17 protein-coding genes, 1 tRNA gene and 1 other RNA gene are annotated in these 16,558 nt (G+C 34.6%); 7 read left to right on the forward strand and 12 right to left on the reverse strand.

The window, feature by feature from the left end:
- The first annotated feature begins 1 nt into the window (after position 1).
- Positions 2 to 268 (forward strand): DUF1145 domain-containing protein, encoded by a 267-nt coding sequence (locus E2R68_RS11430; protein ID WP_134277819.1) that lies wholly within the window; start codon positions 2 to 4, stop codon positions 266 to 268.
- A 743-nt stretch (positions 269 to 1,011) separates the two neighbouring features.
- Here the strand turns inward: E2R68_RS11430 and E2R68_RS11435 are convergent.
- The 7 genes from E2R68_RS11435 to E2R68_RS11465 all read right to left on the reverse strand — a co-directional run bounded on the left by E2R68_RS11435 (position 1,012) and on the right by E2R68_RS11465 (position 8,017).
- Positions 1,012 to 1,971 (reverse strand): KpsF/GutQ family sugar-phosphate isomerase, encoded by a 960-nt coding sequence (locus tag E2R68_RS11435; protein WP_134277820.1) that lies wholly within the window; start codon positions 1,969 to 1,971, stop codon positions 1,012 to 1,014.
- Between the two features lie 41 nt (positions 1,972 to 2,012).
- A tRNA-Pro gene (locus tag E2R68_RS11440) sits at positions 2,013 to 2,089 on the reverse strand.
- 187 nt (positions 2,090 to 2,276) lie between these two features.
- Positions 2,277 to 3,473 (reverse strand): enoyl-ACP reductase FabV, encoded by a 1,197-nt coding sequence (gene fabV, locus E2R68_RS11445; RefSeq protein ID WP_134277821.1) that lies wholly within the window; start codon positions 3,471 to 3,473, stop codon positions 2,277 to 2,279.
- Positions 3,474 to 3,659: 186 nt separating this feature from the next.
- Positions 3,660 to 4,880 (reverse strand): FAD-dependent monooxygenase, encoded by a 1,221-nt coding sequence (locus E2R68_RS11450; protein ID WP_134277822.1) that lies wholly within the window; start codon positions 4,878 to 4,880, stop codon positions 3,660 to 3,662.
- Positions 4,877 to 6,142 carry a 2-octaprenyl-6-methoxyphenyl hydroxylase gene (gene ubiH, locus E2R68_RS11455; protein WP_134277823.1) on the reverse strand — a complete coding sequence of 422 codons (1,266 nt, stop codon included), beginning with the start codon at positions 6,140 to 6,142 and terminating at the stop codon, positions 4,877 to 4,879. Before ubiH ends, E2R68_RS11450 begins: the two co-directional genes overlap by 4 nt.
- Positions 6,135 to 7,436: a Xaa-Pro aminopeptidase gene (gene pepP, locus E2R68_RS11460; RefSeq protein WP_134277824.1), complete on the reverse strand. Its 1,302-nt coding sequence runs from the start codon at positions 7,434 to 7,436 to the stop codon at positions 6,135 to 6,137. Before pepP ends, ubiH begins: the two co-directional genes overlap by 8 nt.
- A gap of 11 nt (positions 7,437 to 7,447) precedes the next feature.
- Positions 7,448 to 8,017 (reverse strand): UPF0149 family protein, encoded by a 570-nt coding sequence (locus E2R68_RS11465; RefSeq protein ID WP_134277825.1) that lies wholly within the window; start codon positions 8,015 to 8,017, stop codon positions 7,448 to 7,450.
- 172 nt (positions 8,018 to 8,189) lie between these two features.
- Here E2R68_RS11465 and E2R68_RS11470 point away from each other — a divergent pair, with 172 nt between their 5' ends.
- The 5 genes from E2R68_RS11470 to serA all read left to right on the forward strand — a co-directional run bounded on the left by E2R68_RS11470 (position 8,190) and on the right by serA (position 11,767).
- Positions 8,190 to 8,492 (forward strand): cell division protein ZapA, encoded by a 303-nt coding sequence (locus E2R68_RS11470; protein WP_134277826.1) that lies wholly within the window; start codon positions 8,190 to 8,192, stop codon positions 8,490 to 8,492.
- A gap of 159 nt (positions 8,493 to 8,651) precedes the next feature.
- Positions 8,652 to 8,835: non-coding RNA, 6S RNA (gene ssrS / locus E2R68_RS11475), on the forward strand.
- Positions 8,836 to 8,964: 129 nt separating this feature from the next.
- Positions 8,965 to 9,594, forward strand: coding sequence for a 5-formyltetrahydrofolate cyclo-ligase (locus E2R68_RS11480; RefSeq protein ID WP_134277827.1), 630 nt, complete (start codon positions 8,965 to 8,967; stop codon positions 9,592 to 9,594).
- Positions 9,595 to 9,706: 112 nt separating this feature from the next.
- On the forward strand, positions 9,707 to 10,363 hold the full coding sequence (gene rpiA / locus E2R68_RS11485; protein ID WP_134277828.1) for a ribose-5-phosphate isomerase RpiA: 657 nt from the start codon (positions 9,707 to 9,709) through the stop codon (positions 10,361 to 10,363).
- Positions 10,364 to 10,537: 174 nt separating this feature from the next.
- On the forward strand, positions 10,538 to 11,767 hold the full coding sequence (gene serA, locus E2R68_RS11490; RefSeq protein ID WP_134277829.1) for a phosphoglycerate dehydrogenase: 1,230 nt from the start codon (positions 10,538 to 10,540) through the stop codon (positions 11,765 to 11,767).
- A 138-nt stretch (positions 11,768 to 11,905) separates the two neighbouring features.
- On the opposite strand, the gene E2R68_RS11495 is transcribed toward serA, so the two are convergent.
- Positions 11,906 to 12,334 (reverse strand): organic hydroperoxide resistance protein, encoded by a 429-nt coding sequence (locus E2R68_RS11495; RefSeq protein ID WP_134277830.1) that lies wholly within the window; start codon positions 12,332 to 12,334, stop codon positions 11,906 to 11,908.
- 122 nt (positions 12,335 to 12,456) lie between these two features.
- On the opposite strand from E2R68_RS11495, the gene E2R68_RS11500 reads away from it, so the two are divergent.
- Positions 12,457 to 12,900, forward strand: coding sequence for a MarR family winged helix-turn-helix transcriptional regulator (locus E2R68_RS11500; protein ID WP_134277831.1), 444 nt, complete (start codon positions 12,457 to 12,459; stop codon positions 12,898 to 12,900).
- Between the two features lie 21 nt (positions 12,901 to 12,921).
- Here E2R68_RS11500 and E2R68_RS11505 read toward each other — a convergent pair whose 3' ends face one another.
- The 4 genes from E2R68_RS11505 to E2R68_RS11520 form a co-directional block, all read right to left on the reverse strand.
- Positions 12,922 to 14,100 (reverse strand): BamA/TamA family outer membrane protein, encoded by a 1,179-nt coding sequence (locus tag E2R68_RS11505; protein WP_134277832.1) that lies wholly within the window; start codon positions 14,098 to 14,100, stop codon positions 12,922 to 12,924.
- A gap of 45 nt (positions 14,101 to 14,145) precedes the next feature.
- Positions 14,146 to 15,108, reverse strand: coding sequence for a 23S rRNA (adenine(1618)-N(6))-methyltransferase RlmF (gene rlmF, locus E2R68_RS11510; RefSeq protein WP_134277833.1), 963 nt, complete (start codon positions 15,106 to 15,108; stop codon positions 14,146 to 14,148).
- Between the two features lie 231 nt (positions 15,109 to 15,339).
- Positions 15,340 to 16,146: a DUF3108 domain-containing protein gene (locus E2R68_RS11515; protein ID WP_134277834.1), complete on the reverse strand. Its 807-nt coding sequence runs from the start codon at positions 16,144 to 16,146 to the stop codon at positions 15,340 to 15,342.
- The gene (locus tag E2R68_RS11520; RefSeq protein WP_243834668.1) at positions 16,139 to 16,558 is read right to left on the reverse strand and encodes a SufE family protein; all 420 of its coding nucleotides are present in this window, start codon (positions 16,556 to 16,558) and stop codon (positions 16,139 to 16,141) included. The genes E2R68_RS11515 and E2R68_RS11520 overlap by 8 nt, the downstream gene beginning before the upstream one ends.

Raw genomic sequence — 16,558 nt, forward strand, 5'->3', positions numbered from 1 at the left:
ATTGGCATCCTATTTTATACCTTTAGCAAAAATATTAATGGGCTTAATATGGGGGTTATTAATCATTAACCTCGCACTCCCTTTTCCAGGCCAATTAGCTAATGCAGCTTATTTTTTGCTTGTTTTTATTTGTATCGTACATTTAATTCAACTACTAATAATCAAAATTGTATTTGCTAAGAAAGTACAACTAGATACAAAAGAGACACTGTCTATTTTCTTTTTTGGTGCATTTAAATTATGGCAAATAAAGACGAAATTATTTTAGAATCGGACAAATAAACGGAAAAAGGCGAGCATATAAATATGCTCGCCTTTTTTATAGTCTTAAATTCATTCCGTTGAGAGTATCCACGCCCTTGTGGTTCCATGACAATGCTTTTTCCTAAGCGAATCCTTTTACCAATCCTTTAGCTTGTTCCTGATCCTAATTAACAGTTCCACTGCAACCGCTTCATCCTGAAGGCGTCCTAATAACATCCAATTCCTATAAACCTAATTTCCCTTTACACAAACTAGTGCTTATTTTAACTGATATCCAAATCAGTGTTTTCCTAATAATATGGAGAGTTACTTTGAACTATTCCTTTTTAACACTCCTTTAATAACTCTTTCCGTATTAAATCTTCATCCTGAAGGTTGTTTTCCATAACAACTCAATTCCCTTTACTTGTGACCAAGTATAAAAATAAATGAACCATTAGTAGTCTTCAAAAATAAAAAATAAAAAACAAAATAGTTAAACAAGATAAAACAAAGGAAAATAAAGTTAAATATCAATAAGTTAATTATTTAACCTTGTAAATGTAAGGATATAAACAATATAAAAAAGGCACATAACTTTCAATTTTATAGTCAATATCTCACAACGTAAGTCAATGATTTTAAATGAATAAAAAAGTATAGCTAAAATATTAGGGGGAGATAAAATTTGTCTGTATAAAAACCACCAATAATAGCAGTGGTTTTATACAAAAATACGTTAATAATATTGATATGCAGAGTAATTACCTATTGAGCCCACTCAATAATTCCATCTACTTTTTTACCATCATCACTTACCACTAACCATTTTATATGCTTTTCTCGCATTAATTCTTCAGCTTCAGTTAAACGTGCAGATGCAGAAATAACTCGAGGAGTTGTATTCATTAAATGCACTGCTTGGCTATTAACAATACTTTCTCCTGCAATTAAAAAGCGGCGTACATCACCATCAGTAATCACTCCTTGTAGGTTATTATCCTTTAAGACTAAAGCTAAGCCTGTACGAGTTTCTGTCATCACCATTAATACATCTGTTACTGAAGTCTCTGCAGATACGATAGGTAGATTATCACTGCGCATTTCATCCCTAACAAAAGTAAGTAGACGCTTACCTAAACTTCCTCCAGGATGAAAACGAGCAAAATCCATTGGACTAAAGTCTTTTTCTAAAGTCAGAGTATTAGCTAATGCATCGCCAATAACTAACGTCAATGTTGTTGAGGTACTTGGCGCAAGGTTATTAGGGCAAGTTTCTTTTTCTATGCTCGCATCTAAAACCACATCGGAGTTTTTAGCTAAAGTAGAGTTTTTACCGCCAGTGATAGAAATAATTTTATTGCCAAAATGCTGAATAGAAGGGATTATTTTTAACAACTCATCTGTTTCACCACTATATGAAATAAGTAATAATACATCTTCTTTGGTTACCATCCCCAAATCTCCATGGAATGCTTCACCTGGATGCATAAAAAATGCAGGCGTTCCCACAGAAGCTAATGTAGCAGCGATCTTGGTACCAATATGACCAGATTTTCCCATGCCACAAACAATCACTCTACCTTTGCAGTTTTTCATTAATTCGAGTGCTTGCAGATAATCTTCCCCTACTTGTTTGCTATGCGCAGTTAAAGCTGCACTTTGCACTTCAAAAACGGTTTGAACTTCTTCTAATAGTTTTGATTCAGGTAATGAAAAACGAGACATGAAACTTCCTTTAAATGGAGGAAAGTGGACAAAAAGTGAGCTGGTCGGTATGAGAGGATTTGAACCTCTGACCCCTGACACCCCATGACAGTGCGCTACCAAACTGCGCTACATACCGATTTACATGTAAGTCTAATTATTTATCTTTAAGTTGCAACAAAAAAGTGTTGTTATGTTATTACGATGACGGTCAATAATAGCGCTACTTTCTCTTCATTAAACTTAGATTCAATGTCACAAGAATTAGAAACAAAAATACCCGCATATAGCGGGTATTTTAGAAAATATGTAAGCAACTTAATTATTTATAAGCAGTCAAACTCAACTAAAGTATCAACATCGGCATCATAATCAACGCCTTCGATGCCAAAACCAAATAACTGTAAAAACTCTTCTTTGTATTCTTTATAGTCAGTTAACTCAAACAGATTTTCTGTTGTAATTTGTGGCCATAAATCTTTACATGCTTGTTGTACTTCATCTTGTAATTCCCAGTCATCAAGACGTAAACGACGAGCATCATCAGTTGTTGGCGCAGAACCATCTTGTTTAAATAACTGAGCTGTAAATAAACGATGAATTTGCTCCATACAACCTTCGTGTAAACCTTTTTCTTTCATGATTTTGAAAACCATTGAGATGTATAGAGGCATAACAGGAATAGCTGAACTTGCTTGAGTTACAACACTTTTTTGCACTGAAACATAAGCTTCACCATTTAAAGAGTCTAATTGTGCTTGAATAGCAGTCGATGCGCGATCTAAGTCTAATTTCGCTTTACCAAGTGCACCATCCCAATAAATAGGCCATGTTAATTCAGTACCAATGTATGAATAAGCAACCGTTTTAACACCTTCTGCTAGTACGCCGGCGTCAGCTAATGCGTTCATCCAAAGTTCCCAATCTTGTCCACCCATCACGGTAACAGTGTTTGCAATCTCTTCTTCTGTCGCAGGTTCAACTGAAGCTTCGATAATACAATCTTTATTAGTATCGATAGCAGTAGAAGTATAAACTTCACCAATTGGTTTTAGGCTTGAACGGATCACTTCACCAGTCTCTGGTAGTTTACGAACAGGTGCTGCAACTGAATAGATGATTGCATCAATTTGACCTAAATCAGCTTTAATTGTATCAATAACAAGTTGCTTTGTTTCGTTTGAAAACGCATCACCATTTACGCTTTTTGCGTATAACCCATCTGCTTTTGCTTGTTTTTCAAATGCGGCACTGTTGTACCAACCAGCAGAGCCTGGTTTACGATCTGTTGCTGGCTTTTCAAAAAACACACCGATAGTTGCAGCATCACTTCCATATGCAGCGGCAATACGTGATGACATGCCATAACCTGCAGATGAACCAATAACGAGTACACGTTTAGGGCCTTTTTCAATTTTGCCTTGTTGTTTTGTATATTCAATTTGTGCTTGAATATTTTTTTCACAACCTGTTGGATGTGTTGTTGTACAAATAAAACCACGAATCTTCGGTTTAATGATCATATTGTTTCCGCTCTTATTAATATTTGAAACCTTCAATGTAAACACAATAATCAAAGATTGTAGTTTTTAAAATCAAAGGCGTAAGTAAAATTATCGCTAATATACCTGTTATCAGACAAAATGCCAAAAATCAGCCGGCATATCAACACGATTGAAAATAATAAACTCTCTTTTGTTAGCTAGAGTTTATTTTGTTACTGATTGCTTTAAACACAAATAAGGACGATCGCCATTCAATCCCATTGCTTGTTGTATAAATTGTTTTTTTAATGGTGAAATATTATCTGCCATTAATAATGCCGTATCTCGTAATGCTTTTTTAAATGGATTATTACCATTAAATAATTGTTTTAATAATTCCATTGAAGCAATCATTTGCGTTGCTTCTGTTTTTCGCCAACGTTCAAAGTGACGTAAATTTTGATACAACCCAATATCATCACCTACATTTGCATGCGCTAATATTTCTTGCCCTAAACATGCGGCATCAAGAACACCCAAATTAACTCCCTGACCAGCTAACGGGTGAATGGTATGAGCCGCATCACCGATTAATGCAATACGATGTTTTGCAAAATCACGAGCATATCTCATGCTAAGTGGAATACTTTGACGCTTTCCTTGTACTTCACATAAGCCTAAACGATTATCAAAAGTACGGCTTAATTGCTGATTAAAAGCTTCATCATCTAAAGCTAACAATAATGTCGCTTGTATCGGTGGCAATGACCAAACAATAGAACTTAAGTTATTTTCATACAATGGTAAAAAAGCTAGTGGGCCTTGGGGTGTAAAGACTTGTCTCGCACAAGCTTGATGTGGTTCATCTGTTTTAACCGTTGCAACAATGGCATGGTGTTGATAATCCCATTGTGTTAATGGAATATTAACTTGTTGTCTCACCCATGAGTTAGCACCATCCGCAGCAACAACTAATTTAGAAGTGAGTTGTTTACCACTACTTAATGTTAACCAAGCTTCTCCATCACCTATCGCCATATTTTGTAATGTTTCAGGACAAAGAAAAGTAATGTTTGCTTGCTGTTGAACGGCATTTAATAAAGCAAGCTGTAGATTTTTATTTTCTACAATATAACCAAGATCATTTTGATTCACTTGTTTCGCATCAAAATCTATTTTCCCAAAACTATCTTTTTCCCACACCTGCATGGTGTGATAAGGAGTAATGCGTGAAGCATTTAATGAAGTCCAAATACCTAAGTTATCAAATAAATTTTTGCTAGCAAAACTGATCGCGCTAACTCGATTTTCAGTTTCTGCTGTCAACTCACTTGCTTCACGAGCTTCAATGATTGCAACGGTTAAATGACTATTAGCTAAAGATTTAGCTAACGTTAACCCTACCATTCCGCCACCGACTATGGTGACATCATAAGATTGCATCATGATAAATTTTCTCCATTAAACCATTCAAACTTTCCTTTGGCTTGTTCAATAATAGGAACTGATAAAAAAGGAAAAAAACTCATTGCCTGTAATCCAATATTACGAGGCAAACTGAATAAATGATATTTATTGCTAAATAGACGCACCAAACTATCTGTCATTAAAATAGTGTTGTTATGATCACTTTCTCTGCACATCCAATAATGATTAAGCATGCTAAAAGAGCCAATTTTTTCAGTACCAGCTTTACTTACAATGTTAGCTAATACATGCAGATCACGTAACCCTAAATTAAAACCTTGGCCTGCAACAGGATGTAAACTATGTGCGGCATTGCCAATACACACAATACGGTGTGCTATAGGACGTATGGTTTTAATCAGACTCAATGGATAAATATCACGCTTTCCTGCTTCTTCGAATAATCCTGATCGATATCCAAATTCACATTGTAGATGTTGTAAAAATGCTTTATCAGATAACTTTGTAATTGTTTCAGCTTGATCATTGTCAACGCAATAGACTAACGAATAACGATCCTCTAAAAGAGGTAACAAAGCAATAGGGCCATTTTTAGAAAAACGTTCATAAGCAATACTTTGATGAGGTTTAGAACAACGAACATTACATATCACGGCACTAGATTTATAATCATGGTGTTCTGTATTAATTTTAGCAAAATGTCTAACTTGACTGTTACTGCCATCAGCACCAACACACAATTTTGCATAAGCTACTTGTCCATTATTCAAATCACAAATAACGTGGTTTTGTGTTTGTTGAAGATTATTTAATTTAACATTATATAATGTGGTTAACGAAGAGAAGGAAGCTAAAGTACGAGCCAGTATTTTCCCCACATGCCGTAGTTCAACGACATAACCAAAAGCATCAATATCAGAGGTTAAATCCAATGCGCCAAAAGCCCCTCTATCAGAGACTTCGATCTGCTTAATTGGCTGCGCATTTATTCGAATATCAGCCCATAATGATAAATCATTTAAAATGTCGACAGAACCTGAGCTCAAAGCAATGCATCGAGCATCAAAACTAGGGTGAGTATGAGATGGGTCGATTGTTTGTTCTTTTGTTACACGCTCAGCATTCTCATCCAGTAATAAAATATTCAATTCTTTATTTTGCTTCAATAAAGATAAAGCTAATAAACTACCAGACATCCCCGCACCAACGATAACAACGTCATATATAGGGACATCATTAATCACTGCGTGAGATATTTTTAAAGAAGTAGACTTAACCATGTTGCATCAGTGCTTCAATTTCTTGGATGCTTTTAGGAACAGCTGCAGTTAATATTTCATTTCCATTTTCTGTTACTAATAGGTCATCTTCTATACGAATACCAATTCCTTTCCAACACTCATCAACATCCGCATCATGACTAATATATAAACCAGGCTCAATAGTTACTACCATTCCAGCTTCTAATGCACGGGGCTCTGCAACACTACCTGAGTTACCAACATCATGTACATCTAAGCCAATAAAATGTCCTAAGCCATGCATATAAAATACTTTATATTTCTCTTCTTTAATAAAGCTTTCTAAATCACCTTTTACGATACTTAAATTGAATAAACCTTCGCTCATTTTACGCACTACTAATGCGTTAATTGCTAACATACTAATATTGGGTTTAACTTGTGCAATGGCAAATAGTTGGCAATCTAACACCAATTCATAAAGCGCCGCTTGTTGTGGAGAAAATCGACCATTAACAGGGAAAGTACGTGTAATATCACCCGCATAACCTTGATATTCGGCCCCTGCATCAATCAAGACTAAATCACCATCTTGCAACTGCTTATCATTTTCGGTGTAATGCAAAATACAAGCGTTATTACCACTGGCAACGATACTGTTATAAGCAACATCGCGAGTTCCCTGCCTAGCAAATTCATATTCAACTTCTAGCTGTAATTGATACTCCCACATTCCTGGCTGACATTGTTGCATAGCTCGAACATGGCCAAGTGCTGATATTTCACCCGCCTTACGCATTAATTCCTGCTCATAGCTACTTTTAAATAAACGCATTTCATGTATCTGTGGTTGCCAATTTAAAAATTGATTGGTGTCAATCAAACCACTACGCGTTTTACTACGCAATTTATTTAATACTGACTGTAAACAGTGATCTAATGATGCGCCACTTAAGACGGGATAATACAGATGCTCAACATTAGTAAAAAATTCACTTAACTTAATTTCTAAGTCATCTATAGGAAAAGCCTGATCAATTGCTAATTCCGCTAAAGCAGCTTCTTGTCCCAAACGGTAACCATGCCAAATTTCAGCAGTTTTATCTTTTTTACGATTAAATAAAACACTTTTAACCAGACCATCTTTTTTAATTAACAACAAACATGCATCGGGTTCATTAAAACCCGTTAAATAATAAAAATCACTGTTTTGACGAAAACGAAACTCTGTATCGTTACTTCGCATCAGTTCTTTATTAGCAGGGAAAATTGCCATGCTGTTGTCCAGCATACTATTAGCAAATATTTGACGACGCTTTATAAATTCAGTCATATGATCTCGATTTAATGAAGAGTATTAGAAATAGGAGAGGGAGCCTGACGAGAAAAAGTATTAAAGCATAACATTGCACTCACTCGAAGATATTCAACAATTTCAGTAAAAGCAATTTCAGAATCTTCATCTTCTTGCTCAAAATCCAATGATAGTTGTGAAATATCTCGAATATCACGGATCACTTCTTGAACATCCTCAGGCGCTTGATTAAGAGCTTGTTGCACCATACCAAATCCAACTAAAAAACCCTGAGCCCATTGTGCCATAGCTTCAGCTCGCTCATCTAATGGTTTGTCATCAGCAGGTAATAACAAATTAAAACCAAGTCCATCATCGGTACATTGCTTTACTACATCTGCATAAATCTCTGAAATTAATTTTTTCATAGAAGATGGTAACGCCATTCCCTCATTAACAACGTCATTAAATAGCGATTGCCAACTATTATTATCAAGGGAAATACCACCACAAACAAACCCAGATAATACACCGTGAGTTTCAGCTGCATTGGTAAATAATTCAGCATCTTCAAGTGCTTGTGAGATTTTTTCAAAACTGGGTAAAACAACAGAATTCATGGTCACACTCTTAATCAACAAGGAACAATATATTTATTCTATCACCCACAAGATCTCGTCGCCACTAAGTACTTGAAACTTGATAGCTAGGTGGATATAGTTCGGGCGTAATCTCACATTTTTTAAGGGGAAAATGATTGTTCCCTTTTTTGGTAATACTAACGGGGTCTTTATGGCACATCTTGACATCACTATATTAGGACAACAATACAAAATAGGCTGCCCAGAAGGTGAGCAAGAAAATTTATTAAAAACGGTCCATCAACTTGATGAGCACCTTAAAGAGATGAAAGGACCTAGCCGAACACTACGTAATGAGCAACTTGTGGTTATGGCAGCATTAAATTACCGTCATCAATTAGATGCACTTAAAGCTGAAAATCGGGCCCAAACAGATAAACTGAATAAACGTATTGAACAACTTCAAGAAGCTATTGCAGGTGCATTAGGAAAAGAAATTGAAAAAGAAGAATAAACCTTAATTTCTCAAAGGTTTATTGATTTTATTTTTAGTATTAATTAAATATTAAACGCAATTATTAAGTCCTTTTCAAAAAATAATCAAGCTTTAAACAAGTTGAAATTTTTACTTAAAAATCCCTTTAAAAAACATTTAAAAAAGGTTAGAGTTTATTTAACCCTCGGGTACCCGCTAATCTTGACTACGTCCCTGAGCCGATAAGCATTACCCTGGTGAATTAGTTCGGATGCTATTGTGTAAGCTCGACTTGTATCGAGAAACCTGCGGCAAACACTGATATACCAACCTTGACCTTCGGGTTCAAGGTCACAGTCAACAACGGTATCCTTGGGTTACTTTTCACTTTAAAATATCTATAAAGAACAACTATTTTTTATATTAATCCCCTTTAAATTAAATTTATCAATGCGTAACACACTCTTATTTGTTATGTTACATCACATACTTTGATCACCTTAAAAATACTATGCCTAACCATATTTCTGAACAACGAAATACGATCCGTCAGCAGATACGTGCATCACGTCGAGAGTTGTCATTAACAGAACAAAAAAATGCATCACAGAAACTCTTTACGCGACTAATCACACACCCTAAAATTTTAAAAGCTCAGTCTGTATCAGTTACCTTGGCCCATGATGGTGAGATTAATTTATCTTTATTTATAGATTGGTGCTGGAAACATCAAAAACAAGTTTGCCTACCAGTACTCCACCCAACAGAAGAAGGAAAACTACTCTTTATTGAATACTGTCCAGACACGCCTATGATTAAAAATCACTATGGAATTACAGAGCCAAAATTAATTCATGGACACCATGATAGCAACCACTTTATCAACACCACCCTCATTAACAATTTAGACATTGTATTCACTCCTTTAGTTGCTTTTGATATTCAAGGTAATCGTATTGGCATGGGGGGCGGTTATTATGATCGATTATTAGCACCTTGGTTTACACAAAAAACAGGCCCCTACCCTATTGGTTTAGCGCATAACTGCCAATATATTAATGAGTTACCAATACAGAGTTGGGATGTCCCATTACCAGAGATAATCACTCCGAACCAACATTTTCATTTTAATAGAAGTTAATTATTTACAAAATGCACATAAATATTGCTTAAATTTAAAGCATAATTAAGGGTATAATCGCCCCACTTTTAAGACATATACACATAATGTTTCATTTAATAGGATACAAACCATGACTCAAGATGATAAGAAAAAAGCCGCTGCTTATGCTGCCTTAAAATATGTTGAAAAATTCAGCATTGTTGGCGTTGGCACAGGCTCAACTGTCAATCATTTCATTGATGCATTAGCAACAATGAAAAATGATATTGAAGGTGCAGTATCTAGCTCAGAAGCATCAACCGCTAAATTAAAAGAATACGGTATTCGTGTATTTGACTTAAATGATGTATCTGAATTAAGCATTTATGTTGATGGTGCAGATGAAATCAATTCTTTTAATCATATGATTAAAGGCGGCGGTGCAGCATTAACTCGTGAAAAAATTGTATCAGCGGTCGCAGACAAATTTATTTGTATTGTAGATGACACAAAAAATGTAGATATTTTAGGTGGATTTCCACTACCAGTAGAAGTTATTCCAATGGCTCGCAGTTACGTAGCTCGAGAATTAGTTAAATTAGGCGGTTCTCCAGAATACCGCGAAGGTGTTATTACTGATAATGGAAATGTCATTTTAGATGTGCATAACCTAAAAATAACTGAACCACTAACACTAGAAAATAAAATAAATTCTATTGTTGGTGTTGTAACTAATGGTTTATTTGCAAACCGAGCTGCCGATGTTGTACTTGTAGGCACTGAAGATGGTGTAAAAACACTAAAATAAGCAAATAAAGTAAATAAAAATTCAAATGGTAATAAGTAGTTTCGATTTTTCATATATGAAATAAGCGTCTCATATTCACAACGACATCTATTTTTGCTATTTTAATTGCACTAAAAATTTTAATATTAATTGTTGGTCCACTTGCCTTATTTTCATAAGGCCCAAGGAAATAAAATGACAAAGTTTTCGCTCAATAAAGATAAAATTAAAATTCTTCTACTAGAAGGTTTACACCAGAGTTCAGTTGATACTTTTACTCAAGCTGGTTATACCAACATCGAAAGTATTAAAACCTCATTAAGTGAAGAAGATTTAATTAAAAAGATTAAAGATGTACATTTTATCGGTATTCGCTCTCGCTCTAACTTATCAGAAAAAGTATTAGCAGAAGCTGACAAACTTGTCGCAATTGGTTGTTTTTGTATTGGCACAAACCAAGTTGATTTGGTTGCAGCACAAAAGAAAGGGATTGCTGTTTTTAACGCTCCTTTCTCAAATACACGAAGTGTTGCTGAATTAGTACTAGGCCAAGCTTTACTTTTATTACGTGGTGTACCTGAGCGTAACGCTAAAGCTCATCGTGGTGAATGGGATAAATCAGCAACGGCTTCATATGAAGCTCGTGGTAAAAACTTAGGCATTATTGGTTACGGTCATATCGGTACTCAATTTGGTATTCTTGCTGAAGGTTTAGGTTTTAATGTTTCTTTCTACGATATTGAAAGTAAGCTAACTTTAGGCAATGCAACGCAAGTTGCATCTATGCAAGAGCTATTAGCAACATCAGATGTGGTTAGCTTGCATGTACCTGAAGTTGATTCAACAAAAAATATGATGGGCGCAAATGAATTTGAACAAATGAAAGATGGTGCCATTTTCATGAATGCAGCTCGCGGAACAGTTGTTGATATTCCTGCATTATGTGATGCTTTAAGAAGCAAGAAATTATCTGGTGCTGCTGTAGATGTATTTCCTACAGAGCCAAAATCAAATAATGAAGAATTTGATTCTCCATTACGTGAATTCGACAATGTAATTCTAACACCACATGTTGGTGGTAGCACACAAGAAGCACAAGAAAACATCGGTTATGAAGTAGCAGGAAAATTAGTGAAGTATTCTGATAATGGCTCTACATTATCATCTAAAAACTTCCCTGAAGTATCTTTACCAATCCATAAAGGTACAAGCCGTTTATTACATATCCACCAAAATCAACCTGGTATTTTAACTAAGATCAACTTAGCTTTTGCTGATAACGATATCAATATCGCAGCACAATATTTACAAACAAATGAAAATATTGGTTATGTAGTTATTGATGTGAATAGTGAAGATGCTAAAAAAGCATTAATCAAACTAAAAGAAATCGAAGGTACAATTCGAGCTCGTTTATTAAACTAATCAACTAGTTATAATAAATTTAGGATATAAAAAATGAGACTTTTAAGTCTCATTTTTTTGATCTTATTTAAAATAATATTTTCTAATACCAATTGTATTAAGCATGCAATCTATTTACTGTGATTAGTATAAATATTATTAAATAACTGAAAGCTCTACTGAAATATTACCACGAGTCGCATTTGAGTATGGACAGACTTGATGTGCTTTCTCTACTAATGCTTCAGCACTCGCTTTATCCATATCGCCTAGTGATACAGCTAATTTCACAGCAATACCAAAACCGCCTTCGATTGGGCCAACAGCAACTTCTGAATTAATATAAACATCAGCAGGTAATTTAATTTTTTCAGCACCTGCAACGAATTTAATAGCACCGATAAAACAAGCAGCATAACCTGCAGCAAATAATTGTTCAGGATTAGTCCCTTGGCCATCATCACCACCTAAGCCTTTAGGAGTTGATAAATTAACATCTAAACGACTGTCATCAGATTTAGCAACACCTTCACGACCACCCGTTGCAGTGGCTTTTGCTGTATAAGCGACTTCTTGTAATACATTCATAATTAACTCCTAAAATTAATATTAACCAAAAAAATTAGTTTGCATGCAAAATAATAACGCGGGAAAATTACAATTGCAAATAATTTGCATGCAAACTAAAATGTTGTTTTTAAGGAGCCTTTATGCGACACGAACAGTTAAAGTTAAAAAACCAGCTATGTCATCGTTTATATATGGCTTCTAATAGTATTGCTCGAGCGTATCGAGAACCATTAGCAAAGGTTAATTTAACCTATCCGCAGTATGTTGTCATGATGGCATTATGGGAGCAGGATAAAATAACCATCGCAGAACTTATTGAAAAAACAGCGATTGATGGTGGTGCTATGACACAGATTTTAAAAAAAATGACAGAAAAATGCTTACTTAGCATTATCAAAGATGAGCAGGATAAACGAAAAAGAGTAATTAAATTAACTCAAGAAGGGCAAAAAATAAAAATAAAAGCCGTTGATATCCCGAGTCAAATTCGATGTAAATTTAATAATGTAAATTCACTACAAATAGAGCAATTAGTACAATTATTGGATTTAATAAACCATGATTTAAAGACAGATAATAGATAAAAACAGTTTAAAACAATGAAACTATTTCATTGCCCAAGCACTGCCTACCTGAAAATATAATGCAGTATCATCAGGTCCTTGAGCGACATCCATGCCAACTTGTAAACCTAGTTTTGATGCGATCAAGTAACGGATCCCCGCACCTTTGCTATATACAATATCCGAATCATTTTTAAAAGAATCATGATTGAATGCTTTAGCAATACCTCCAAAACCTACCAATGTCCATCTAGGAATAAAGGTCCAACGTAACTCCAGTTCACCTTCTGTGATTAAACTTCCTTGAAATTGCATTGCTTTCACACCACGTAGGTCAACAAAGGGATAAGCATAATAAGGCGCATCATCTCCATCCACACCACTAGCTGCAAAACGAGAACCTAAAACCCAATTTTTAGCAAAGTCGTTGTAATAGAGTAAAGATAAATCATAATGAAGATAATCTTCATCACTTCCCCATGCACTATTCGCAGAAGATAAACTCAAGCGACTTGCGATCCCATTATTAGGAGTAAATATATTATCTCGACTGTCATAACTTAATATGCCCGAAATAGAGGCGCTACGGCTCTGAAAATTAACACCAGGTAACTCTATAGGTAATTGATTAAGACTAACTTGGAAATCACTATCAGAATCGATAAAGGTATAACTTAAACCAGCAAAAAAATTACTTTCTGCCAGTCGAAATTGAATTTCTTGTAAGAAAAAAGCCGCATTAGCTTCTAAATTAATATTTGATGAAGGTTTATCAATATTGTCTGATAGTCCATAATACTCAATATTAACGTCGGCTTTACCTGCTGCGGCTACATATCGAATATTATCATCATCCCAAATACCAAGATGTTTACCTCCAACAAACCAAGTTCCATTCTCAGTTCCACCAGCAGCGACGACACTAACACTTGGTTTGCTTTTTGCTCCACCAAACTTATCATGAAAGTATACCAAGGCTAAACCACCACCATAACCAACGGCAGGCTCAGTAATAATAATAGGAGTAGGTAAAAAACCTTTTTTTTCAAGTAGCCAATTACTCATATCTAACTGACCATCAGTTGGGTCAATAAATGCTTCAGACATAAAACTAGCGGCGACCGAGCTTTGCGAACAAAGTAAAGCAAATAAAAATGACTTTATTAAATTGAACGTAGCGTTATTAATACTTTTAGTACAACACCCTAGATAAAACTGCATGATGAATCCCTTTAAACACACAATAATTATTGATGAGTAAATACCTTACACAAAAAAATCCTTTTGCTCTTGCAACTCTAAATATGTCCACGCAATAAAACGACTTATTTTTTGACCTTGTGACATCTCAACCACTTTCACTTGTTGTACTTTTTGTGCTTCTAATAGCTTTTTCAAAGGATTAACATTTTCAGATTTAGATAATAAACAAGTAAACCAACAAACTTGGTTTTTTATTAACAAGCTCTCTTCAACCATCTGTTTTACAAAAGCAATTTCACCACCAGCACAACTTAACTCATGTGCTTGCCCTGCAAAATTTAGTACATCATTAGGTTGTTTATTGGATACTGCATTTTTACTTAGATTCTTACGCTTTAATCGACTACCTTGCTCTGCTTTTTCCATTGAAGCATGAAAAGGAGGGTTGCACATAGTAAACGTAAAACGATCTGTTGTTTTCACCATACTAGAGAATATTTTTTGCGTATTTTTTTGCTGGCGAACAATGATCTTTTTACTAATATTTTTATTTGCATCTACCAATAACTTTGCCGTTTTAACAGCTAATGCATCAATATCAGAAGCAACAAAAGACCATTCATAACAACGACTGCCTAGAATAGGGTAAATACAATTAGCACCACAGCCGATATCCAAACCTTTAATTTGACTACCTTTAGGTATATTTCCAGCAAAAGCAGCACTTAATAAGTCAGCTATATAATGAATATAATCAACTCGCCCAGGAATAGGTGGGCATAAATACCCAGCAGGAATTTGCCAAAATTTAACATCATAAAAATGAGTTAATAATGCTTTATTGAGTAATAAAACCCCTTGAGGATCACTAAAGTTAATTGTTAAATCACCTTTAGGGTTATGGATGACATAAGGCTTAAGCTCAGGGCATGTTTTGATTAAAGCTGAAAAGTCATATTGCCCTTGATGAATATTTCTAGAGTGTAGCAATCCTTTGCTAGGATTAATTTTCTGACAATTATTCACAATAGCGCCTTTTAGTATTTTAGTATTCTATTTTTCATTCAATATCTTAAGTTTATTCAACCAATGAAGCTGAGACTGTTTTATTATACCGATTACATTCAATATGTTGTCTAAATTTCGCACTGAAAAAACAGTTCAATTCAAGGCGTAAATTGATGTAAATGGCTATTCCCTTTACAAAATTTGCAACAAGTAAGTTGGCTGTTTTAACAAGTAAAATAGATAAGCTATTTATTGTAATTTGGTATTATTATGTTCAATTAACTCACCGTTAATATCTAACACCTTTCTTTTATAATGAAATTTAACCATTTGATTCTCAAACGTTGGAGCAAACCACGCAATAAAAGTACGATCGTTTTTTCTAACCTGCTCTACACGATAAGCTTCTAACTCGCCAAACTTTGTTTTTATTTTTTCTTTCCCTACTACTTTAAAGAAATAATGAGCCACACTTGTAGAAGTTTGCATATAAAACTCAAAATCAATTTGTCCTGCTTTTAACCCCTCTGAAATTTGCAAAGTGATGGTATTAAAATCAACAATTGGAGCACTGTCATTAGTATATTCAGCTTTTTCTCCATTATTTACCACATGAGTCTTACGGCCATCTTTATCAAAATTAACCGTCATATCAACAACACTAAAACCAACACTTTGACGAAAAAACGAACGACTTAAAAAAAGTTTTTGTTGTTCATCCCAATCAATATCCGATTTTTGGCTACCACCAAATGAGAAATATAAAAAAGAAAAATCAGCAACAGAATTTACTTCAACATCTTTTCCTGTCCAATGATATTCCTGCGTCATTTTTCCTATTGAGATACTTTTATAATTCACCTGATAAACATAACGATTTTTAGTATCTAGCACATTCGTAGCAATTGCTTCATTTGCATTAGTTGTTGGAGTGCTTACAGTGCTTCCTTTTGTGACTTGTTCAGTTGGAACAGAATTTAATTCGTTTGCTATTAGTGTATTTGTGAATAATAAAAACAAACCTGAAAAAAGAAGTGTAAATCGTGTTTTAGTCAATGGAGGTAATTCCTTTAATGTTTTTTATAATGGCAAATAAACCGTTAGATCGAGAAGGGCTTAAATAGTTTAATAGTCCTAATTCTGAAAATAATTTTTCACAATCAATGCTTTCTATTTGTTGTTTTGTTTTATTTTGGAAAATGAGTAAAATAATTTTCATTAACCCTTTTACGACTCTAGTATCACTATCCATTTCGAAATGGTAAATACCTTCTTTTTCGCTAATAACTAACCAAGCTAAACTTTCACAGCCTTTAACTTGATTGCTTTCTATTTTCAAATGCTCAGGCAAGCTAACAAGCATTTTACCCAGTTGGATAATTAAACGATATTGCGCGTCCCAACTTTTATTGTCTGAAAAAGCGTTTTTTAATTGTTGATAATCTGTAATGGTCGCTAATAGCTGCAC

Source organism: Psychromonas algarum, from assembly GCF_004376845.1.
GTDB lineage: Bacteria > Pseudomonadota > Gammaproteobacteria > Enterobacterales > Psychromonadaceae > Psychromonas.

Bases quoted from the DNA above. Each gene is read 5' to 3' on its own strand.
- E2R68_RS11435 (WP_134277820.1), bottom strand. From the start codon at position 1,971: ATGTCTCGTTTTTCATTACCTGAATCAAAACTATTAGAAGAAGTTCAA.
- fabV (WP_134277821.1), bottom strand. From the start codon at position 3,473: ATGATCATTAAACCGAAGATTCGTGGTTTTATTTGTACAACAACACAT.
- E2R68_RS11450 (WP_134277822.1), bottom strand. From the start codon at position 4,880: ATGATGCAATCTTATGATGTCACCATAGTCGGTGGCGGAATGGTAGGG.
- ubiH (WP_134277823.1), bottom strand. From the start codon at position 6,142: ATGGTTAAGTCTACTTCTTTAAAAATATCTCACGCAGTGATTAATGAT.
- pepP (WP_134277824.1), bottom strand. From the start codon at position 7,436: ATGACTGAATTTATAAAGCGTCGTCAAATATTTGCTAATAGTATGCTG.
- E2R68_RS11465 (WP_134277825.1), bottom strand. From the start codon at position 8,017: ATGAATTCTGTTGTTTTACCCAGTTTTGAAAAAATCTCACAAGCACTT.
- E2R68_RS11470 (WP_134277826.1), top strand. From the start codon at position 8,190: ATGGCACATCTTGACATCACTATATTAGGACAACAATACAAAATAGGC.
- E2R68_RS11480 (WP_134277827.1), top strand. From the start codon at position 8,965: ATGCCTAACCATATTTCTGAACAACGAAATACGATCCGTCAGCAGATA.
- rpiA (WP_134277828.1), top strand. From the start codon at position 9,707: ATGACTCAAGATGATAAGAAAAAAGCCGCTGCTTATGCTGCCTTAAAA.
- serA (WP_134277829.1), top strand. From the start codon at position 10,538: ATGACAAAGTTTTCGCTCAATAAAGATAAAATTAAAATTCTTCTACTA.
- E2R68_RS11495 (WP_134277830.1), bottom strand. From the start codon at position 12,334: ATGAATGTATTACAAGAAGTCGCTTATACAGCAAAAGCCACTGCAACG.
- E2R68_RS11500 (WP_134277831.1), top strand. From the start codon at position 12,457: ATGCGACACGAACAGTTAAAGTTAAAAAACCAGCTATGTCATCGTTTA.
- E2R68_RS11505 (WP_134277832.1), bottom strand. From the start codon at position 14,100: ATGCAGTTTTATCTAGGGTGTTGTACTAAAAGTATTAATAACGCTACG.